General features: G+C 41.7%; 22 protein-coding genes and 1 pseudogene. All 23 read left to right on the top strand.

Translation table 11 applies throughout. The features are described 5' to 3' along the window. Positions 1-339: 339 nt before the first annotated feature. Positions 340-2,355 (top strand): annotated as a pseudogene (locus G589_RS19895) (VirB4-like conjugal transfer ATPase, CD1110 family); the annotation flags it as partial. Beyond that, on the top strand, positions 2,348-4,033 hold the full coding sequence (locus G589_RS19890) for a C40 family peptidase (RefSeq protein ID WP_051192365.1): 1,686 nt from the start codon (positions 2,348-2,350) through the stop codon (positions 4,031-4,033). The pseudogene G589_RS19895 and the gene G589_RS19890, both read left to right, overlap by 8 nt. A gap of 12 nt (positions 4,034-4,045) precedes the next feature. Beyond that, positions 4,046-4,324 (top strand): DUF4315 family protein, encoded by a 279-nt coding sequence (locus tag G589_RS19885; protein ID WP_022770706.1) that lies wholly within the window; start codon positions 4,046-4,048, stop codon positions 4,322-4,324. Next, a complete protein-coding gene (locus G589_RS0112300; protein WP_026522360.1) occupies positions 4,321-4,956 on the top strand; it encodes a DUF4366 domain-containing protein in 636 nt (211 codons plus the stop codon). The genes G589_RS19885 and G589_RS0112300 overlap by 4 nt, the downstream gene beginning before the upstream one ends. Positions 4,957-4,968: 12 nt before the next feature. Next, positions 4,969-5,358, top strand: a complete 390-nt coding sequence (locus G589_RS0112295) for a single-stranded DNA-binding protein (protein WP_026522359.1) — start codon at positions 4,969-4,971, stop codon at positions 5,356-5,358. 46 nt (positions 5,359-5,404) lie between these two features. Then, positions 5,405-5,758 (top strand): hypothetical protein, encoded by a 354-nt coding sequence (locus tag G589_RS0112290; protein ID WP_026522358.1) that lies wholly within the window; start codon positions 5,405-5,407, stop codon positions 5,756-5,758. Further along, on the top strand, positions 5,751-6,326 hold the full coding sequence (locus tag G589_RS0112285; protein ID WP_026522357.1) for a hypothetical protein: 576 nt from the start codon (positions 5,751-5,753) through the stop codon (positions 6,324-6,326). Before G589_RS0112290 ends, G589_RS0112285 begins: the two co-directional genes overlap by 8 nt. Positions 6,327-6,329: 3 nt before the next feature. Next, complete coding sequence (locus G589_RS0112280; RefSeq protein WP_022770701.1) at positions 6,330-6,680, top strand: plasmid mobilization protein; 351 nt, start codon at positions 6,330-6,332, stop codon at positions 6,678-6,680. 38 nt (positions 6,681-6,718) lie between these two features. Next, the gene (locus G589_RS0112275; protein WP_026522356.1) at positions 6,719-8,191 is read left to right on the top strand and encodes a relaxase/mobilization nuclease domain-containing protein; all 1,473 of its coding nucleotides are present in this window, start codon (positions 6,719-6,721) and stop codon (positions 8,189-8,191) included. A 274-nt stretch (positions 8,192-8,465) separates the two neighbouring features. Continuing rightward, positions 8,466-8,801 carry a hypothetical protein gene (locus tag G589_RS21915; protein ID WP_022770699.1) on the top strand — a complete coding sequence of 112 codons (336 nt, stop codon included), beginning with the start codon at positions 8,466-8,468 and terminating at the stop codon, positions 8,799-8,801. 1 nt (position 8,802) lies between these two features. Next, positions 8,803-9,357 carry a thermonuclease family protein gene (locus G589_RS0112265; protein ID WP_051192363.1) on the top strand — a complete coding sequence of 185 codons (555 nt, stop codon included), beginning with the start codon at positions 8,803-8,805 and terminating at the stop codon, positions 9,355-9,357. A 32-nt stretch (positions 9,358-9,389) separates the two neighbouring features. Continuing rightward, entirely contained in the window at positions 9,390-10,133 is a 744-nt protein-coding gene (gene yaaA / locus G589_RS0112260) for a peroxide stress protein YaaA (protein ID WP_026522354.1), read from the top strand. Position 10,134: 1 nt separating this feature from the next. Continuing rightward, positions 10,135-10,773: an SGNH/GDSL hydrolase family protein gene (locus G589_RS0112255; RefSeq protein ID WP_026522353.1), complete on the top strand. Its 639-nt coding sequence runs from the start codon at positions 10,135-10,137 to the stop codon at positions 10,771-10,773. A 20-nt stretch (positions 10,774-10,793) separates the two neighbouring features. After that, a complete protein-coding gene (locus G589_RS0112250) occupies positions 10,794-11,270 on the top strand; it encodes a gamma carbonic anhydrase family protein (RefSeq protein WP_035776050.1) in 477 nt (158 codons plus the stop codon). 189 nt (positions 11,271-11,459) lie between these two features. Further along, positions 11,460-11,684, top strand: coding sequence for a hypothetical protein (locus G589_RS0112245; protein WP_155832539.1), 225 nt, complete (start codon positions 11,460-11,462; stop codon positions 11,682-11,684). 232 nt (positions 11,685-11,916) lie between these two features. Beyond that, a complete protein-coding gene (locus G589_RS0112240; protein WP_026522350.1) occupies positions 11,917-13,206 on the top strand; it encodes a hypothetical protein in 1,290 nt (429 codons plus the stop codon). A 112-nt stretch (positions 13,207-13,318) separates the two neighbouring features. Next, complete coding sequence (locus G589_RS0112235; protein WP_026522349.1) at positions 13,319-14,212, top strand: hypothetical protein; 894 nt, start codon at positions 13,319-13,321, stop codon at positions 14,210-14,212. Positions 14,213-14,466: 254 nt separating this feature from the next. Then, positions 14,467-14,658 carry a hypothetical protein gene (locus tag G589_RS0112230; protein ID WP_026522348.1) on the top strand — a complete coding sequence of 64 codons (192 nt, stop codon included), beginning with the start codon at positions 14,467-14,469 and terminating at the stop codon, positions 14,656-14,658. Between the two features lie 151 nt (positions 14,659-14,809). Continuing rightward, the gene (locus G589_RS0112220; RefSeq protein WP_026522347.1) at positions 14,810-15,031 is read left to right on the top strand and encodes a hypothetical protein; all 222 of its coding nucleotides are present in this window, start codon (positions 14,810-14,812) and stop codon (positions 15,029-15,031) included. A gap of 106 nt (positions 15,032-15,137) precedes the next feature. Then, positions 15,138-16,028, top strand: coding sequence for an SEL1-like repeat protein (locus G589_RS21280; RefSeq protein WP_051192362.1), 891 nt, complete (start codon positions 15,138-15,140; stop codon positions 16,026-16,028). Continuing rightward, positions 16,021-16,797 carry a hypothetical protein gene (locus G589_RS0112210; RefSeq protein WP_026522346.1) on the top strand — a complete coding sequence of 259 codons (777 nt, stop codon included), beginning with the start codon at positions 16,021-16,023 and terminating at the stop codon, positions 16,795-16,797. Before G589_RS21280 ends, G589_RS0112210 begins: the two co-directional genes overlap by 8 nt. Next, the gene (locus G589_RS0112205; protein ID WP_026522345.1) at positions 16,782-17,177 is read left to right on the top strand and encodes an HIRAN domain-containing protein; all 396 of its coding nucleotides are present in this window, start codon (positions 16,782-16,784) and stop codon (positions 17,175-17,177) included. The genes G589_RS0112210 and G589_RS0112205 overlap by 16 nt, the downstream gene beginning before the upstream one ends. Positions 17,178-17,360: 183 nt before the next feature. Further along, a complete protein-coding gene (locus tag G589_RS0112200; RefSeq protein ID WP_026522344.1) occupies positions 17,361-20,762 on the top strand; it encodes a hypothetical protein in 3,402 nt (1,133 codons plus the stop codon). The last annotated feature ends 52 nt before the right edge of the window (positions 20,763-20,814 follow it).

Here is a 20,814-nt window from a genome sequence, read left to right as displayed (position 1 = left end):
CAACTTCCCCAACTGAGTTTTTGATAATGCAATCGTGTTTGTCTTTAGCGACATCAATTCCTACATAGATCATATAGGACCTCCCTAATAATAGTATTGATACTGTTTCAGATCCACAGGGCTCCTTGCAATCGTAACCTACTTCTTGATAAACCGTCATGCGGTAACTAACTGATTAACAAATAAACAAAGAGACTGTGGTTGGAGCCTTGTGTAAACCGTCTATGCGGTAGGAGAAAACAACCAATCCACAGCATCTTAAACAGCATAGTCGAACCTATTGAAAAGGTAAAGAAAGACTATGACTAATACTAATAGTAGGAGAGAAAAGGTAATAAAGGAATCAAAAAGAACAGGTATCTGACTTACGTCATTGAAGAGAAGGACCCAGAGCTGGCGGCCAAGAAAATGAAGGATGTAGACAGCGCGGTGCAGGAGAACTTTAAGAAGGCTGGACTTAAGGCCAGAAGCCATGTTCTTAATGGAGCAGAACGATTAAAAGTCCTGCATTCGGCTATGCACCCGGAAGGGGATGATAAGTTCCGCTTTAACTGGAATGTTTTGTCGAAGGATGGCTTAAATACCAAGGATTTCATAGCACCTATGTCCTTTAGATTCCCTGTAAACGGTAAGTATTTCAGAATGGGTGATGTGTTCGGAAATGTGTCCCTGCTGTCACTGGATTGCCCATTGGTTGATGACAGGATGATCACAGATATTCTTAACATTGAAACACCTATAATCATTAGCATTCATCTGGATCCGATCGACAGAGTAAAGGCTAAGAAATATATCGAAAAAAGAAATATGCAGCTGAACTCTTCCAAGATAAAAGAGCAAAAGCATGCCTCTAACGAAGGTTATGATATCGATATTCTTCCCCCGGAGTTGACTGCAAATGGTGAGGATACTGCCAAAATGCTTAAGGAGATCAACTCCAGTAATGAGAACCTCTTTAACATGACAATCCTAGTCACATGCTTTGCTCAGTCTCCAAAAGAGCTTACGGCAGTATGGAAGAGCGTTGAGAAGATAGCAAATAAGCAGTCCTGCCAGCTTATTCTTTTAAGAGATCAGCAGGAACAGGGTTTCGTATCGACTCTTCCATTGGGTGTAAACAAGATTGAGATTCAGAGAACCATTATGACAAGCCAGCTTGCCATGCTGAATCCATTTACTGCAGTAAAGATATTCATGCCAAATTCGCCATATTATGGCATAAACCCGCTGACAAAAGAGCTGATCCTGGCAGACAGGACAGCACTTAAGAATCCCAATGGCCTGTATCTGGGTGTCCCGGGAGGTGGCAAGTCTTTTGCCGGAAAGCGTGAAAAGCTGATGTATTTCCTTAACTATGATTCTTGCGACATCATGGTCATCGACCCGGAAGATGAGTATCAGGGAATGGTTGAGCTGATCGGCGGCCAGGTGGTGGATTTCTCAGCATCTTCTATTCAGCACATAAATCCAATGGATATCAACTTTGACGTCGGATTTAAGGATGAGGATCCTATCGCAATGAAGAGCCAGTTCCTTCTCTCAATCGCAGAGCAGGTGGCAAGTCAGAAGATAAATGGCGTGAGAGCTGGTTTGGAAGGCGATGAGGTCAGTATCGTGGATGAGATTGCCAAGAATATGTACGAGGAGCTTCGGGAGAAGTACTGGTATGGCATGAAAAGAAATCCTACAGCAGAGGAGATGCCTACGCTAAGCGACTTCTACGAGGCGCTCAGGAAACATCCTAATCCCAAAGCTCAGAGAATAGCAGACTGTTTCCAGATATACATTACAGGTACCCTGAATGTCTTCAATCATCATACGGATATAGACCTTAACAACAGAGTGGTCTGCTTTAACATAAAGCGCCTTACTGCAAACTTAAGAGAGGTGGCACTTGTCATCTTGATAAATTTCATATGGACCAGAGTCTCTTTTAACAGAGATCAAAAGAAAAAGACTCTACTGGACATAGACGAATTTCACTTGATGCTGCGTGACCCTCAGACAGCCATATACTTTGTGGAATTCTGGAAGCGATTCAGAAAATGGGGCGGTGTTCCCACTGGTCTGACGCAGAACGTCACCGACCTGTTGAAGTCATCGCAGATTGAGCAGATCTTTTCAAATTCTGAGTTCATATACATGTTGCCTCAGTCAAAGAGAGATAAGGATATTCTGGCGGAAGCCCTGTCTATATCGGATGAAGAGCTGGACTATGTTACCCAGACTGACTCAGGAGAAGGCCTCATGAGGTTTGGAACAATGATAATCCCATTTAAGGATGAGTTCCCCAAGGGCAAGATCTATGACGTGCTTACGACCAGACCTGATGAAATGAAGGTGGCAAATGGCTGAGTTTAAGAGTGGCAGCGCGCCTATGAATTCAGGGGCAAAATTTCGAGCTGCAAAAATGGGGAATGCAAAAGAGTTTGTGGCAGAGAAGACTTTAGGAGCAGGAAAAATCGCTGCTAAGGGAGGAGTGAAAGCTACCATCAAGCTTAAAAGGGCGAAGCTTGCCTCCGTTAAATTCGCTGCAAAGGAGAGCGCAAGGGACTCTTATGGCGATAGTAATGGTTCGTTCATTGTAGATTCAGAGACCTCTATGCAAAAAGCTATATCCAGGCAGCTGCATAAACAAAAGGCGAAGGCGGTAAGGGCCCAGAGATACACCACCAAGGAATTTGAAAGGGAATACAAGAAAGCTCTTGAGACCGGAGATACCAAATCCCTGGAGAAATGGTTCCAAAAGGGAGACAAGCATTTTAAGGTGTCTGATGTTATAAGCAAAGATAAGCCGCTTGATTCCCATAAGGCATACAAAGAGTTCCGTAAAAAGGCCAATCAGAGGAAGTTTTCCAGAAAGGTATTCGAGCAGAGGCATAAAACGCTTAATAAAGCCGGGCAGGCTGCAAAAAAACAGGGTAAAAACCTTGCTTCAAAGGCTGGGAATATGCTGAAGAGCCTTGCTAAAGAAATAGCCAAACGCCCGCACCTTCTCCTGATTGGCGGAGCGGTCTTTATCGTTGTTCTTGTTACGAACATGATTCTGAATCTTTTTTCCATGGTGTTTACATCCGGTGAGACGTCGGGTCTCGCAACAACGTACTTGGCGGAGGATTCGGATATATATGCAGCAGAGGACTACTACAAGGGAAGAGAGGATGAGCTGAGGGACTGGGTTGCAAACATTGAAACCACCTATCCCGGATATGATGAGTATGACTACTCTGATGTGGCATCAATAGAGCATAATCCCTATGCGATTGCAACGTATTTAAATGCGCTCCTTCATGAGCCATTTACGGCAGGTGCTGTAACAGGTTATGAAGACACGTTCTTTGAAACCCAGTATCACTGGTACACAACTGATGAATGGGTTGAGAGAGAAGAGCCAAAATACGATGAACATGGCGTTTATATAGGCACTGAGACTGTAAATGTGCATATTCTGCATGTCCATGTGAAGAACCAGGGAGAAGTAAAGACGGCGTATGCGCTTCTTGATAGCCAGGGTGATGAAAGGTTTTCAGTCCAGCTTGGAGTAAAAGGGCATAAGGCGTATCTGTGGGACGGGTACAATGCCGACGATTCAGAAGGCATGAGCAGAGGCTCCAGGAATACTTACAAGGTTCCTGCGAATATCCTTAGTGATGATCCGGCTTTCGCTTCTTTGTATTCACTTGCAGATAGTCTCATAGATACCCCATATGTCTGGGGAGGAACTACGCCTGATGGATTTGATTGCTCAGGCTTTGTCTACTACGTGTATAACACTTCCGGATACGCATCAATGCCGAGACTAACGGCACAGGAATTGTATAACCACTGCGATCCGATATCGGCAGATGATGTAAAACCCGGGGATCTTGTGTTTTTATCAGGAACATATGCATCCGGTAATCCTGTCACTCACGTGTGCATATACGTTGGAAATTACATGGTAATAAACTGCGGTAGCCCTGTAAAATACTGCAACATCACTACTGGATGGTGGAGAAGACATTTTTATAGCTACGGCAGATATAGAGCTTAAGGAGGAGAGTAGATGGATAAGGTAATGGAGAAGATTGCTGTTGATATCGAGAAAGAGCTTGAGAAAAAGAAAGCACTGGAAGAAAAACTTAAAGCTTGTAACGACAGGATAAGGAGCCTTGAGAACAAGAGGCTGGAAGCTGAAAATGCCCAGATGGTTTCAAGTATAAGGGCTTTGAATATTTCCCCGGAGGAGCTGGGAGCTCTTTTGGCCAGTATAAAGTCAGGGAAGCCTGTCTCAGAGCCTGTAAAGGCACCTCAGAAAGAAGAGTTGGAGGAAAAAGCAGTATGAAGAAAGTAGTTAAGACATTAGCCCTGATGGGGCTTCTGATAAACATGTTTACTGTGCCTGTACTGGCGCAGGGAGATCCGGTTGAAACGGAAGGCGAACAGACACTTCCGGAGAACCCTGAAACAGCACCAGCGCAGGAGGATGATCACACACCGCTGTCATATGACGGAACAGGCACTGTGATAGACAATGTTCTGAACGGCTCAAAACAGTTCTACACTATCGCAACTGATGCTGGAAACGTGTTCTACCTCATTGTTGATCTGGACAAGGAAAACAATAATGTATATTTCCTTGATACAACCAAGGAGAGAGATCTCTTAGCTCTTGCAGAAAAGGCGGAGGAAGAAGACGGGGCAGTCCAGATAAAGGAAGAAGAGACTCCTCTTGTAGAAGAGCCAAAAGAGCCAGAAGTTACTTCGGAACCGGAGCCTGAACAGCCCAAGAAGTCAGGTAATGCATCCCTTATTGTTATCTTTATTCTCATAGGACTGGCTGGAGTTGGAGTAATCTTCTATTACTGGGTTTATAAGCCAAAGAAGGACCAGGAAGAAGCAGAGGAATTTGAGGAAGCATATCAGTTTGAGGATGAGCAGGAAACATCCTATGACGATACAAATGCATTCGACTAAGGAGGAGAAGCCATGAACAAAGTAGAACTTATGGGAAGGCTCACAAAAGATCCTGACGTAAAGCCTGCCCAGGACAATTCGACATCTGTAACCAGGTATACACTTGCGGTTGACAGGAGAAGATCCAAGAAGACAGAAGAGGAACAGACAGCTGATTTTATAGGCGTTGTTGCTTTCGGGTCTTCTGCGGATTTTGCCGGAAAGTATTTCAAAAAGGGAATGAAAGTGGCTGTTGTAGGTCGCATACAGACTGGCAGCTATACCAACAAGGATGGTGTGCGGGTGTATACGACAGATGTTGTTGCAGAAGACCAGGAATTTGCAGATAGCAAGGGCTCAGGATCATCTGAAACAGATGAAACATTCACCATGCCGGACGATGAAAATCTGCCATTCAAGTAAAGCTAAGGCCAGGGCTCTGCCCTGGCTTTCATAAAAAGAGGACAGCATGATCAGCACAATACATACAAACGAAAAGTTTAAACAGGAGCTGTGTTTTGATGAATTCAATCTGATAGTTACAGCAATAAAGCTCGACAAAAACAATCGGTATAAACGGATAATCCGCTTCTCGCATGTGGTCAGAGATAAAGAGACAAAAAAGATGACGGAAACCATCAGGACATGTCTGTTTTTTGATGATTACATGGCTATCAGAGACATGTATATAAGACTTCTGTATGATGAGTCCTGGCTAAATTATTGCCTTGATAAAATGGAGTCTTTTACTGACCAGATGCTGGAGCGAGACACAAAGTTTTATGAGGAACTGGACCTGAAGAAAGGGCAAAAGAATGAGTGAGAAAAACGAAAATATGGCCCCTGATCCGAAGAAAAACTCATCCCCGGGCGAATATATGAACATAGCAAAATATGCCTCAAAAAAGGGCGTAGACGTTCATATCATAAACGGATATATAAGTGCCCACAGGGAGGAATTTAAAGGTCATATCGCAAAGGATAAGAACGCTGCAGCGCTAGATTCCTATGCCAGGGAAAAGATGGATGCATACCTTCAGAACAGACCAGATAAAGGTCCAAGATTTCATAGATTTGACAGAAAGGAAGAAGAGATAACGATGAAGCCAGATGTAAAAGAAGAGACGATTTACTCGGACACGGAACAAGGCGTTGATGTTCCTGATACCCATGATGGTTATGACGACAGGGACAGTATTACAAGCTCTAAACCCAGCAGAAATATTCACAAAGGTGTGGCAGGAAAAGCTAAGCATTACAAGGTGGCCAAACAGAAAAACAGTATTGAAAAAGAGCTCGAGAGAATAGAGAAGAGACTTGATGATTTGAAGGAGTCTATAAGGCTTGATATAAAAGCTCTTGAAATGGATGTACCTGACAGGGAGAAGTGATGAATGGAGAACTATACCAGACAACGTCCACACCAAATTAAACTATGGGTTTCGGATGAAGAGCTCCGACTGATCCGTGAGAAAAAACAGCTGGCGAACATTAGAAATACAGGTGCATATCTGAGAAAAATGGCTATTGATGGTTACGTGATAAATGTAGATATCACAGGGATAAGTGAAACCATAAGACTTCTTAGATATTCCTCAAACAACCTCAATCAGATTGCCAGACATGCCAATGAAACCGGCGGCGTTTATAAGAACGATCTGGAGGAAATCCAGAAGAATTACAAGGAACTGTGGGGCTCTTTAAAAGAAATCCTGAGACAGGTAAACATGATAACAAAATCGTGATGGCGGGCTACAATGCCTGCCATTTTTTGGAGAAAAATATGGCGACAACAAGACTAATTCCCATGCATGCGCATAGCGGAACATCATTAACAACATCCCTTGGATTGAGGACCGATTATGCCAAAAATCCTGACAAGACGGAAGAGGGAAAATACATAAGTTCCTACCGCTGTGACCAGGAAACAGTTACCGAAGAATTTACTTTTGTCAGGCAGATTTATGACAGAGATCATGGCAAAATTGGAGCTAAATCAGATGTGATCGCATATCAGATTCGGCAGGCTTTTGCTCCGGGAGAGATATCTCCGGAGCAGGCCAATAAACTTGGATATGACCTGGCAATGAGGTTCACAAAAGGGAATTATCAGTTCATAGTAGCAACTCATACAGACAAAAAACATATTCACAATCACATTATTTTCAACTCCGTTTCTATGGATTCTAGGAAGAAATTCAGGAACTTCTGGGGCTCGAGTTTTGCGCTTCGAAAGGTCAATGACATCATCTGCCTGGAGAATAATCTATCAGTCATAAAGGATCCAAAGCATGGCAATAACACCTATGGCAAGTGGCTTGGCGATCATAAGAAACCATCCCATCGTGACTACATCAGGACTGCTATCGATGATGCTTTAAAAGAAAAACCGGCTTCATTTAAGGCGCTGGTCGAACTGTTAAAAACAAAATACAACATCGATGTTGACGAGTCCGGAAAGCACATAAAACTAAAGTGTGAAGGGCAGAAAACTTTTGCCAGAATCGGTTCTTTGGGAGCAGGATATACCTGTGAAGATATTGAGAAAAGGATACGAGGCGAAGCTGTTCCAGTGAAAAAAGGAAAAGAAAATCAGTATGAAGAACTGGCAGGAAGACGCATCAAAGATATTAGTCCCGATAAGCTGTCCAGGGATGAAAAACTCAGTCTTTTGATCAATGTTCAGAAGAAGATCCTGGAAGGAAAGGGTTCCGGATATGAGCGCTGGGCAAAGCAGTTCAATCTGAAACAGACAGCCAAGACCTTAAGTTTTTTGTCGGATATGGGCGTGAATTCATATGATGATCTGAAGAGTGTTCACAAAAAACTTTTTGATACTTATGAATCATTGAGGCTGAAAATCAAGGGCATGGACGAGCGAATGGAGAAGATAAAAGAGCTCCAGGGCGCCATAATAACTTACATACAGACTAATGATTCCTATCAGAAATATAAGAAAGCAGGATATAGTAAAAAGGTTAAAGAAGAGCTCCTGAAAGACATCACGGAACATGAAGAAGCCAGAAAACATTTCAAAGAATTTGAGGGTGGCAAGCTTCCGACTATCAAGGAACTGAAGGCAGAATATGCAGAACTGAAGTCGAAAAAATCTGAGCTCTATAAGGATTATCAGAAAGCCAGAAGAGATTATACAGAAATTGCCGTGGCAAGGAAAAATATTGATATAATCTTAGATAGGGACCATGACGGAGTTCATGATTTCCTTGAAAAAGATGAGCGGGAGCGCAGTAAATAATCCTGCTTGGTGAACAGAAATCAGTACTTAGCCCGGAAGGGCGTTGCTTCAAATTTGGAAAATTTGAATGGGGTATTAGGGGATTCCCCTAACAAGCATTTTTGCAAAATTCCGACTGTTCGGAAATTTGGAAAAAGTGTAACCGGGTACCCGGTTGCATTGCTTGCCAAAAACGTGAACCAGGGTGCATAGGCACCCTGTCCGGTTCACTCTTTGCCATATCTGGCATACCCACAACGTAGTTGCAGCCTTGAGTTAGGGCGGAAAGAAGAACATGAAATATTTTGTGACAAATGATCAAAGAACAAGTACGGCTTATCATGAGTTTTTCAAAGGCCGATGGGATGAAAAGTCTTTTTGGCGTAAGGAGTCCATATATCTTTTTGACGACGAGCTTGTGAATCACAAGGGCTTTTACCATGCTTTGTGTCAAGCCGTGCCCGGCTATGACCCATATGAAATGGTTGAGGTTACCAAAGAAAACTGGAAGGCTGTAAGAGAATGCATTCCAGAGGATGACACTGAAAGCATTGAGCTCTATGAAGAAGCTGATGCCTGGGCAAAAGAAGCGTTTAAGGAGCTTACCTGCTTCACAATCCTGGGGCTCTAAAATGGGAAAACGGAGAAAGAAAAACAGGACAGCTAAATACCTAATTGCTGTTGCCACTACCGTGGCAATCCTCCTCATGATTTATATCGCGGTCCTCTTCACTAAGAGCACGATTAGTGACCTGACAGCAGAGCTGTCAGGTCCATATGAAGTTGTCAGGGTGGTTGATGGTGACACGATCATAGTCGACATTGATGGAGAGGATACCAGGGTAAGACTTATCGGAATTGATACCCCTGAGAGCGTAGCTGATGAGTCAGTCAAAGAGAATACTGAAGAGGGAAAAGAAGCATCAGCATATACGACAAATCTTCTTGAGGGCAACACAGTTTATCTTGAATATGATCAGGAGTTCCTGGACGAATACGGCCGCACCTTGTGCTACGTTTATCTTCATGATAAGAGCACCATGGTAAATGAAATTCTTTTGAAAAATGGTTATGCAAGGACCATGACCATAGAGCCAAATACGAAATATAAAGAGCGGCTTGCAGCCGCAGAACTTTTGGCAAAAGAAACCAAAGTCGGATTCTGGGGAACGGGATTTTTCCATTAACGTTGTTCTTGATGCGTAAGGGAGAAAAGATATTGAAGATCATTTTATCACCTGCCAAGAAAATGAATACGGACACAGATACTCTTGCCCATGAGGGCCTTCCGGTATTCTTGGTTCAGACAGAGGAAATCCTCAAATGGCTCAGAGCAAGATCCCGAGAAGAACTTCAAGATCTCTGGGGCTGTAATAACAAAATTGCAGAGCAGAATTATAAACGCCTGAAGGAAATGGATCTCAAAAAGAATCTGACTCCTGCGATTCTTTCTTATGAAGGAATTGCATATCAGTACATGGCACCGACAGTTTTCGAGAACAGCTCTTTTGACTATGTTCAGGAACATCTCCGCATACTATCTGGCTTCTATGGAGTGCTCAAACCAATGGACGGTGTCACACCATACAGATTGGAGATGCAGGCAAATGCAAGCATCCAAGGAAAAAGAGATCTATATGACTTGTGGGGATCAAGACTCTATGATGAAGTGATTGATGAGTCAAAGGTAATTATAAATCTGGCCTCGAAGGAATACTCCAAATGTATCGAGAAATATCTGAAGAAAGATGACACCTACATAACGATTACATTCGCTGAAATGGTAAAAGGAAAACTTGTCACCAAGGGAACATATGCAAAGATGGCCCGAGGAGAAATGGTTCGCTTTATGGCTGAGAATCAGATTGAGGATCCTGATGGGATTAAGAGGTTCAACAGACTTGGCTATGTTTACAGAGATGATTTGTCAGGAGACAGAGAGATAGTTTTTGAGAGGCGATAAAATGCAAAAGACAGTTCTTTGCTATGGTGATTCAAATACATACGGATATGTTCCGGAGACCGGAATGAGATATCCGAGAGAGGTTAGATATCCGGGAAAACTTCAGATGCTTCTGGGGGATGATTATGCAGTTATAGAGGAAGGCTGCAATGGCAGAACAACAATTCATGATGACCCAATTGACGGATGGAAAAATGGGTTGGAATACTTAAGGCCCTGTCTTAATTCACATAAGCCAATTGACATAGTGATCATGATGCTTGGAAGTAATGATCTTAAGCATACATTTCATCTTTCGGCGGGGCAAATAGCAGATGGAGCTGGAATTCTTGTGGATGTGATAAAGGAGTTCACGGCCGAGAAACAGGGCTTTGTGCCTAAGATAATACTTGTGTCTCCACCTGAGATTGGAACGGGGATAAGGACGTCCCCATTTTATGGAGCTTTCTACGAAGAGGCGGTAGAAGAATCAAGAAAATTTCCTGAATGCTATAAAAAAGTTGCTGACGAAAAGGGCTGCATCTTTTTTAATGCGGCTCAGTATATATACCCGTCAAAGACGGATTCGCTTCACCTTACTCCGGAGGGACACAGGATTTTGGCTGAGGAACTGAGCAAGGTGGTTAAATCTGTCTTATAAGAGAAAGGATGACAGAATATATGATTGATAAAAGTGTTTTCATAGCACCTGGGGCCCAGGTTATTGGAGACGTTACCATAGGAAAAGATTGTGGTGTGTGGTACAACGCTGTGATAAGAGGTGACTCCAGAGAAATTGTTATAGGAGAAAGAACAAACATTCAGGATCTCGCATGCCTTCATGTGGATAAGCATTTTAAGCTGAGCGTTGGAGATAATGTAACTATAGGCCATAGTGCTATTGTCCATGGCTGCAATGTTGGCAATAATGTCTTGATTGGAATGGGTGCGATAATAATGAATGGTGCTCAGATTGGAGATAACTGTATTATTGGAGCCGGGTCGCTGGTAACAGAAAATATGATCATACCAGATGGGATGATGGCATATGGAAGTCCGGCCAAAGTTATAAGAGCATTAAATGAAGAAGAAAAGCAGGGAATATTGGACAACGCCGACGTTTATGTTGGGCATGCAAAAGATGCATTAAATAGTTAAAAACTTTAAGGGTAATTTTAGGAAGAGTCTCTATGATTATTGTAAAGGAACACTAACCTGGTCACGGTAAAAGTACGTGACCTTTCCAATAGTTTTAGAGGAGATCTTGATATGGTCAGATGCGAATATTGCGAACAGAGAAGTAATGATGATGTAAATGTCTGCCCGTATTGTGGAGCGCCACTGCCTGTGCCAGATTGTTCACAGGTCAGTGGGAGTATGTCCGGAACAAATGATGAGACTGAAGTAAACACGAGCAGTGTTGGAACAATAATTGGAAGTACTATCGCCGCAATAGGAGGAGCGGTTCTTGCAAGTAACAGAAGGCCGCCTGTTGGTATGAGACCTGGTCCAAGACCAGGGCATCTGCCAATGGGAAGAGGAGATATGCGAGGCGGTTTTAGACATCCATAATTGAGCGATGAGACAGAATAATTATGAGTCAAAAGAGCTTTAAGGCATGCGCTTTAGAGCTCTTTTTTTGCCCCGTTTTGCCAGCCACAGCGTTGGGATAATCTCAAAAACAGTCGTTTATTAAATTATGATTAACTTATGCTTTTATGGGTCAGCAAATATATAATTTTATTTAGAGTGATAATAAGCGGAGATACGTTAATTCGTGCTTGTGATTAGCCAGGAGGTAAACATGAAAAAGATTGGCGCATTATTGTTGCTGCTTGTCCCACTAGTTCTAGCTGGATGTACTAAAGAAGTTACGGATTATGATTTGACAATTGTGGATGACACAATTACATATACAGGAAAGTATACTGGAACCCTGGAGGACGGTAATGCTGTCGGAGAAGCAAAATACGTTGTAAAGATAGATGATACGAGCAATTGGGTCTATCAGGGAACTTTTGTGGATGGAAAAATATCCGGTGAAGGAAGCGTAGATAAGTACCCTTGTACAATAAGAATTGGAATACATAATAATTCAGGTGTTTATTCTGGAAAAGTCACAGATGCGAGACCAAATGGAGAAGGAACATTTGTGGCTGAAGATGGATGGAGTTATACAGGTACCTTTGCAAATGGGACAGTTGAAGGAGATGGTAAAATAACGGACTATCCTTATGATCTTTCCTATGAGAGCAAGGTGGCTAAAGGAAAGTACACTGGGGATATGGTAAATGGAATACCAAGTGGAACAGGGCAATTCTCGGCTGAAACTACGGATATCAACATTGATTATTCTGGAACATGGACTGACGGCGACATTTCGGGTGAAGGGGAATTAAAGACTAATGTTTATACTATTGATTTCAAGGAGGTATCAAGAACTGGCCAATATGAAGGCAGTGTTATTGATGGCAGGGCATCTGGAACGGGAAAATTCACAGCTACTAATGATAGCGGTATAACTTATACATATGAAGGAGACTTTGATAAAGGAACTTACAATGGTTATGGTGTAGTTACATACGATAGTGATGAGGTCACAAATTATAGGGGGCATATGACAAATGGAGAGTGTACGCCTACAAAGTCCGAACTTTTAGTGTATCTGGGGACTGTAAAAGATTTTATGAGTTACTCGGTAAATGATGCTTCGATAAAGTTTATTGATGAGCATGACAACTTGTTTATGGTTGAGAATGAAGAGGCATTAGAGGGTAAAATAAATGAGGATATTATCCTTAATGAGCTATATAAAACACCGGGAGAGCACAGTGACGAGATAATAACATTTAAAACCAAGAAAATAATACAGATACGACAGGAGACAGTTTTCGACTCTGTAGTTACATGGTTCATAGTAGAGGATACTGATGGTAACAGGGTATTTGTATTATGCCCAGGAGAGCTTCCGGATGTAAATAAAAACGATAAGGTTACTGTATATGGAGTTCCCATTAACATGTGTTCTTATCAAAATTCGTTTAATGGAACAGTTAGCGCTTTTGTTATATATGGTTCGCATGTAAAGAAATAACTGAAGATATGTTTTGAATATGGAGATATCTAACTACGTCATCTACATGGGTGGCGTAGTTTTTTGTTATAATAAAAACGCTGAAATCGCACAAATAAATGAGGGTAATCACATGAAGAATCAGTACGTTGGTGATGTTGGAGACTATGGCAAATGTTCCATGCTTAGAGCTTTTTCGGAAGCTGGAGTGAGAGTTGGAATCAACTGGTATCTTACAGAGGATGATGGTTCCAATGATGGGAAGCATATCAGCTATCTGGAAAAAGAGGATATGCGCAGATATGATCCTGTGGTTTTTGATGTACTAAAGAAGATTGTGAATAGTGGAAACAGGTCAGTCCAGGCAGTTCAAGACTCTGGGATGATTGAAAATGCCTTGTACTATGATGGCCTTCTTAAGATACAAGGTAATCCTCCTGAAAAGGAACATTTTAGAATACATTGGTTTAACAAGAGCATGGATGCACTGGAAGGCTCCAATCTGATTTTCATGGATCCGGACAATGGCCTCCTGGATAAAAATGATTATCTGGCAAAAGGTGCTGACAAATATATCTTCCCAAATGAAGTGAAAAGATATTATAACGAAGGATACAATGTTGTTTATTACTGCCACAAGGGAAGAAGGACGTACACTCAATGGGATGATTACAAGAACGCCATGGTAGATAGGATTCCGGATGCGAAGCCCGTAATTCTCACATTTCATAAAGGGACTCAGCGCTCCTATATTTTCCTAATTCACAGTGAAGACTTTATCTTATACAGAAAGGTTATTGATGGGATCAAGAGCCGTTGGTGTAATCTCTTTTCCGAGGAGTATTCAAAGAAAGGCGACGTCGCAGGGGCTTCAATCGGGCAAAAGATATCTTTTACAAAATCGGATGGGACAGTGCTAACTCTGGAATCAAGAGCTGATGGTCAGGTTCAGATGAGAAGCAGTGCTCGTCCAAACGAATATGTGGTACAGCCCGTAGATTTGTTCTGCAGACTGCTTGGGTATTGAGATATTTCAATCTGGTAATCATATTAAGAAAGAACTGTTGGTATAAGTTAATATCAATGGTTCTTTTTAATTTGCGTCAAATCATACTATATATTGTGGCGTTAATACAAACAGACACAATATGCAGTTGGTGTTTTTATGGGACTGTTGATTTTTTAGGATAGAGGTACAAGGAGCGAGGAAAAAAGTGTTTTGGGGCGGGGAATGATCATATATCATTTCCTGCCTGTGTCTATAGAGAGGACGGTGAGCATATGTTTTTTGGAAAGAAGGATAAAGACGTAAGACTTACAGATAAAGAGTACAAGAGCCTTGTGGGTGGCATGAGCAAGAAGGAACGCAAGGATTTCGATCGTAGACAGAAAGAATTCAGGCGTGATAGGGAAGATGATCGCCTAGATGCCTGGCTAGACTTCGAAGATGACATGGACGACATGGGCTGGTAAGGAGGCTGAGCTTATGAAGAGGTTATTGTATTGGGTTAAGAAATGCCTTATGGGCCACAACAAGTTCTGTAAGCATTTCTGTGTTACATGTGAGTACTATGAGATTTGCCATAGGGATGGGGAACTTGGCTGAGAAAGAAAGGAAATTACCATGATATTTTTGATTATAGCTTTTGCACCAATACTATTTGTGGGCTGGTGCTTTGTAAAGACTATAGAGATTGTTGCAGGATTTTTGAAATTTGATCTGAGATGCGCAGCAGTGAAAAAGAAGAATCCGGAGCTATACAGACAGATGAAGGATGAGGCGTTCAGGATGACAAATGGCTGTAATCATGCATACTGGATAATCCATCGCAGCAATCATCACTAAAACATGTCCGTCGCCTGCGAAGCGACCTTTCTGAAGCCCTGATGCGTTACCATCGTATCAAACAAAAGTGTGAGATAATTATATTGTTCTCCCAAGGAGGTTTACCATGACAATCAAAGAAGCTGAAAATATAGTAAGAAGTTTTGACGAAGGCAGAAAATTCACAGATGAAGAGGAATTCATGTTCATCGAGGCACTGAACTTCCTGATTGAAGAGCGCAAGGATCCCAGAGACATGATGTACCTGGGGGGATATTACTATGAGAAAAAGCACTTCGACCTTGCCCTTAAATACTATGAGATGGCGGCATCCATGGACTACGACGAGGCCTATGAGTGCCTTGGATACATCTGGTATTACGGTAGGACCGGAGAAAGAGATTACGGCAAAGCCTTCGAATACTTCACCAAGATGATGAACAAGGGTAACCTCGTTGCAACCTACAAAGTGGCTGACATGTACAGGAACGGCTACTACGTAGACAAGGACATGGATAAGTACAAGAGCATGATCGAGGACCTCTATGAGAAGGTTCAGGATTGCAGAAATGTCTTTGATCCTATCCCGGAAGTTTACACCCGGCTTGCCAGAATCAGGACAGAAGAGGGAAAAGAGGAAGATGCAGTAAACCTCTATCTTAAGGCAAAAGACTGGCTGGCTCAGAGGATCCACTTTAATGCCTTCTTTGGCAATCTCAATATAATGAAGTGGCTTATCGATGATCTTTACAAGCTTATTGAGTTTGATGAAGACTACTTTGATTTCTTTGACCTTTATTATATCCTGAACACTCCTCACAAGATCAGGTTCTTTTACGAGAATGAGGAGATAAACCTGGAGTCAGTGATGGAAGGCGACGAGTGCGTTGTCTGCTTCAATGGAAAATGGTACCACTCAAGAGATGATTTCTTTAAAGATGCTGCCACCAAGGATGGAACCAAGTTTACTGCCATTTACGGCGACCTGTATGGATTTGAGGTGATGGACAATGGCTGATGTTATTAAAGGACACAATACTTCTTACGCAAGGTATGAGGAACTGATAAACAGAAGAGATGAACTGAAGAAGGAAGCTTTCCAGTATCACGCCGAGTATGTGCGCAGGTTCGGGGACCTGATTCTGGAACTCTTTAGGAAAAAGATTGAGTGCATTCGGAAAAAGAAGACCATCGAGTACTGCCAGGCTGCTCTGAACCACGGGAATAACGTCGATCAGGCACAACTTCAGGCTTATCTGGAAAAAGAAATGGCGGAGTTTCAGGCACGGCTGAATGACATGGTAAAAGAGCATGAGGCTGCCTTTAAGTCTACCACTGTCACGGAAAAAGATATGCTGGAGATCAAGCGCATCTACCACAGGCTTGTAAAGAAGATCCACCCGGATATCAATCCTGCAGTTACCGGTTCCGAGGAACTCATGGATCTGTGGCACAGAGTTACAGTGGCTTATTCCTGCAACAGCCTAAAGGATCTTCAAGAACTTGAAGTTCTTGTAATGCGGGCTCTTGAGTCAGTAGATATCGATGACATGGATATCCCTGATATAGAGGAAAAGATATCTGACCTGGAAAAAGAGATCATGGAAATAATGGAGACAGATCCATATCAGTACAAGTTTCTCCTTGAGGACAGCAAAGCAGTAGAAGCCAAGAAGGAAGATTTGAATACAGAACTTAAGACTTATGATGACTACAGTAAGCAGCTGGAGGAGGTTCTTGAGGAACTCCTGGGAAGCGGGGTGAAGATAACATGGCAAATGAACTGAAGATAACACACGAGCAGAGCGCAGTTGCCACAATAGAAGGCCATGAACTTGGCGATATCATCAAGCCTCTCATCAAAGAGATCTACCTCTTTGATTCCTATGTGGCCGGAACCACACACCTGGAGGATAAGTCTGTTCTTGAATATATCAAGGTTGGCGATATGCTGACTCTGCAGCGCGAGGATAATAAGTTCGACAGTAATGCCATCCTGATCATCAACGACGAAAAGAAAAAACTGGGCTATGTTCCGGAGAAGGACAACATAGTGTTTGCCAGACTTATGGATGCGGGAAAGCTTCTGAAGGCGAAGATAACAGATGTTAAGCTGAAAGGGAGCTTTACCCAGATTAGTGTGGGGATATATCTAGTAGATTTCTGATCAAAAGATGTGGGGGATATATTTTATATGAGGATAGTTTATATTTAATTAATTGCCTGTTCGTGATTATTTTACATATCCATATTACAATTATGTGTGAACGTTATAATATATCAAAGCTATGGTATATAAGCACGATTTTGTGATGCGTATCAAAAATACGATAGTTGGAAAGGGCTTAAAATGAATTTTATGTTAGATTCATTAACTGATGCGGAACTTGATATACTGCTACGCGAGGGGAACTTTTACCTTGTTTTTTTAGAGTTAATAAAAAAGAATGGAAGGAAGTATGCCCAATTTTCAGCCATGTTGGGAAATATGAAATCCAATTCAGTGCTCGTGAAGAGAAATCTTCCTGGAATTGCGGTTAAGCAGTTTAGGAGAAAAGATCAAAACTTCGTAAAGGCTTTGGAAACACATGCTGATGAGATGGCCACAGTGCTTAGAAACTGCATAGAAGAAACCACAAATGAAACCTTTAGCATAAAGACACTGGAAGGCTACTCAGACGAAGAGTTTGCAGACTTGATTGATAAATTCATGAAGAGTGGCGATTCTCAAAATAACAATTTGGACTTTGATTTGTTGTGGGTCCAGCTAAAACTCAATGGGTTGGAACTAGATGAGGGCAGAAGGAAATCTATTATAGAGTTATGTGCAGCCAAGGATGTAGAAGAGGCAAAACGGACAATTCAAAAGAAGGAATCTGAGGAACAGGCGAAGGAAGATGCGAAAGAACGGGAAGTTCAAGAGAAGGTAAAAGCAGAGAGCGTTGAAGATGAGCCACAAGCTGAGAAACCTGCCAAAAAAGTAAAAGTAAAAAAGCTTACGGCTAAAGAGAAGGCAGAAAGAAACAGAATCGCGTTAGAAAACAAAGCAAAAGCTGCGGAAGAGGAAGAATCAGAAATTTCGGAAGAAGATATATCTGATGAAGTAGATACGCTGCTTGTTGAAGAAGAATTACTTGAAGCACTTAATAATGACATGCATCCTACTACACATCCTACAACACATCAAGAAGGAGATAAACACGTGTATTACATTGGAAGAGTTAATACTATAGGAAATTTCTACAATTTTACTCCGATTGGGTCATATGAGGATGGAGACTATAATTCTTTTAGTGAAAGTGAAGTAAATAAACTACTTCCCAAGTCTCAGAAGAATAATATAAATTTCTATTACAATATTTGGGATAAAGCGCAAGTAGATTTCATGTACTCCAGATTTCATGATGGTGAGCTGGCAGTGCTGGATTGTGATATTGACCAACTGGACCTAAATATTAGGAATGATGGGCAATTAAATGAAACAGGATACAAATTATCTGCCTGGGATGGGTGTAACAATGGAAAAATCCAATATTTGAGCGATCTTGGACTTTCAAAGATTATCCGGAAGGATGACTTGGAAGATGATATATTGACGAAAAGAACAGTTCGTCTAGTTGGTGATTCGTATATTGAAAATGAAACAATCATAGTCAGCCTTGGCGAGGGCTTTTATGCTGGACCGTACAGGATCAAATACCAGGAATTAAACTCATTTTATTACATTGTGACGCAGGATAGCGGGAATAGTGCTTACATTACTGGCCATAGATCTGAGGATTGTCAACGCGTCCGCGTTGAGACTTCCTGGGACGCATGGACTGCGGAATATGCCGAAAACTATTACTTTGTTAAGGAAGACGCGCCATTAGTATATAAAGATATCTTAGGAGATAAGGAGCTCTTTGAGTCATTCGTTGAATCAATCGATGTGGATAGTTTGTCAGAAGTCCAGAGTGATGATGTTGGTGATTTTATTGAGCAGCTTGGGGATTCTAAGATCTTTGGAAATAGGATTCCAGATGAGATTAGGGATGGTAGAATCAACCGGTTGAAGGAGCTGTTCGCTTCTGAGCAGGAAAGAGAGGAGATCCTTTCTGATGCAGCTGATTTTATCTATAAAATGCTGCTGAAGAATAAAGATGATTCACGGACTGACGAATTGCTCACTGCAATCATTGAAAATCATCCAGAGTTCTTGGAAAAAGTTCAGGGAATTAGAATAGTTCAATCAAGATTAGAGACTGCAAAGCAGCAACTTGATGAACTGAAAGCGGAAGCGACTGAAATTCAGGCAGATAGAAATGACAGGGTAGAGGCAGAGCTCTCTGAACTAACAGAAGAAATAAACAACAAAAAAGTAGAGCTGGCTGACATTCTTGAAAAACTTGAGCGGGCTGGAGCCACGGAAAAGCTTGATGCACGTGTTGAATCGCTGAAAGAACAGGAAAAATATCTGGAACATCATATTCAGAATCTACGAAGCGATACAAAGGGGCTTGAGCAGAGCTTTGTAAGCTTGATAAACAGCTATTCAGACAAAATGGCTGATATCACATTCGATGGATTTATGTCTAGTAAAATGCTTCAGTCTGCATCAGAGTGGGAGAAAAAAGAAGAAAAAGCAGCATTGGAGGAATTGGTATCTGCAATTAATTCTGTGGAAGAGGAGAAGCTGGATAAAAACGAAACTATTGATTATATAGTTGATGCAGTTCAGATAGCCAGACCTAAGTACGACAGAAATACTATATTAAACATTTTTACATGTTGTACACAGGGATTCTTGACAGTTTTCTCTGGTATGCCCGGATGTGGTAAGACATCAATTTGCAATATAGTTGCAAAAGTTATGGGATTGACTGATTACTCTCGTGGCAATAATGGGCTAAAAGGCGTGTCCAGATACATCCCGGTATCAGTAGAGCGCGGGTGGACATCGAAACGAGATTTTATAGGCTACTACAATCCTCTGACAAAGTCTTTTGAAGAAAACAACCGAGAGGTTTTCACTGGTCTGAAGGTGTTGAATGAAGAATATGCTGGTAATGTTTCTAAATATCCTTTCTTTATTCTGCTTGATGAAGCAAACCTGAGCCCTATGGAGTATTATTGGGCTGATTTTATGAATGTCTGCGATGATAAGGGTGATAATAGCTTTGTAAATATGGGAAGTGATAATGTTTTTCATATTCCTGATACGTTGCATTTCCTGGCAACAATCAATAATGATCATACTACAGAAACTCTTTCCCCTAGACTGGTGGATAGAGCTTGGGTAGTTACGCTGCCAAAGAATAATGTCTTTACCAGGGAGGCACAAATTCAGAACGAAGTAATTAAGCATCTTACATGGCAGAACCTAAAAGCTGTTTTCAGTGATACGGGAGTTAAGACTGAATATGACAGAGAGGTTGCAAATATCTTAGAAGGTATTAAAGACCGGTTTGCAAAACAAAGTGTTTATCTAAGTCCTAGAGTTAACATGGCGATATTTGATTATTGGAATGTTGCATCAACGATCATGGTTGAGGATACATATGGAAATCAGCCCAATATCGTAGCTATAGATTATGCGATCTCACAAAAGGTATTGCCGAAAATTAGCGGAAGTGGTGAAGAATATGAGGTTTGGCTGACTGATTTGCAAGACTACTGCGATGGAAAAAACCTGATGCATTCTGCAGAGATTGTTGGCGATATAATAAGCCGTGGCAATATGAGAATGAAGTACTATGACTTCTTTAATTAACGTATGGAGCAAATAATACTCAGACCTTCTACTGGAGGGGAAATCAACTTAA

This window comes from Butyrivibrio sp. VCB2001 (assembly GCF_000423965.1).
In the GTDB taxonomy this organism is placed as follows: domain Bacteria; phylum Bacillota; class Clostridia; order Lachnospirales; family Lachnospiraceae; genus Butyrivibrio.
The sequence above is the reverse complement of the archived record's forward strand: the minus strand, read 5'-3'. Positions and strand labels throughout refer to the sequence as shown.

Coding starts and splice junctions, on each gene's coding strand:
- G589_RS19890 (WP_051192365.1), top strand. CDS start 2,348: ATGGCTGAGTTTAAGAGTGGCAGCGCGCCTATGAATTCAGGGGCAAAA.
- G589_RS19885 (WP_022770706.1), top strand. CDS start 4,046: ATGGATAAGGTAATGGAGAAGATTGCTGTTGATATCGAGAAAGAGCTT.
- G589_RS0112300 (WP_026522360.1), top strand. CDS start 4,321: ATGAAGAAAGTAGTTAAGACATTAGCCCTGATGGGGCTTCTGATAAAC.
- G589_RS0112295 (WP_026522359.1), top strand. CDS start 4,969: ATGAACAAAGTAGAACTTATGGGAAGGCTCACAAAAGATCCTGACGTA.
- G589_RS0112290 (WP_026522358.1), top strand. CDS start 5,405: ATGATCAGCACAATACATACAAACGAAAAGTTTAAACAGGAGCTGTGT.
- G589_RS0112285 (WP_026522357.1), top strand. CDS start 5,751: ATGAGTGAGAAAAACGAAAATATGGCCCCTGATCCGAAGAAAAACTCA.
- G589_RS0112280 (WP_022770701.1), top strand. CDS start 6,330: ATGGAGAACTATACCAGACAACGTCCACACCAAATTAAACTATGGGTT.
- G589_RS0112275 (WP_026522356.1), top strand. CDS start 6,719: ATGGCGACAACAAGACTAATTCCCATGCATGCGCATAGCGGAACATCA.
- G589_RS21915 (WP_022770699.1), top strand. CDS start 8,466: ATGAAATATTTTGTGACAAATGATCAAAGAACAAGTACGGCTTATCAT.
- G589_RS0112265 (WP_051192363.1), top strand. CDS start 8,803: ATGGGAAAACGGAGAAAGAAAAACAGGACAGCTAAATACCTAATTGCT.
- G589_RS0112255 (WP_026522353.1), top strand. CDS start 10,135: ATGCAAAAGACAGTTCTTTGCTATGGTGATTCAAATACATACGGATAT.
- G589_RS0112250 (WP_035776050.1), top strand. CDS start 10,794: ATGATTGATAAAAGTGTTTTCATAGCACCTGGGGCCCAGGTTATTGGA.
- G589_RS0112240 (WP_026522350.1), top strand. CDS start 11,917: ATGAAAAAGATTGGCGCATTATTGTTGCTGCTTGTCCCACTAGTTCTA.
- G589_RS0112235 (WP_026522349.1), top strand. CDS start 13,319: ATGAAGAATCAGTACGTTGGTGATGTTGGAGACTATGGCAAATGTTCC.
- G589_RS0112230 (WP_026522348.1), top strand. CDS start 14,467: ATGTTTTTTGGAAAGAAGGATAAAGACGTAAGACTTACAGATAAAGAG.
- G589_RS0112220 (WP_026522347.1), top strand. CDS start 14,810: ATGATATTTTTGATTATAGCTTTTGCACCAATACTATTTGTGGGCTGG.
- G589_RS21280 (WP_051192362.1), top strand. CDS start 15,138: ATGACAATCAAAGAAGCTGAAAATATAGTAAGAAGTTTTGACGAAGGC.
- G589_RS0112210 (WP_026522346.1), top strand. CDS start 16,021: ATGGCTGATGTTATTAAAGGACACAATACTTCTTACGCAAGGTATGAG.
- G589_RS0112205 (WP_026522345.1), top strand. CDS start 16,782: ATGGCAAATGAACTGAAGATAACACACGAGCAGAGCGCAGTTGCCACA.
- G589_RS0112200 (WP_026522344.1), top strand. CDS start 17,361: ATGAATTTTATGTTAGATTCATTAACTGATGCGGAACTTGATATACTG.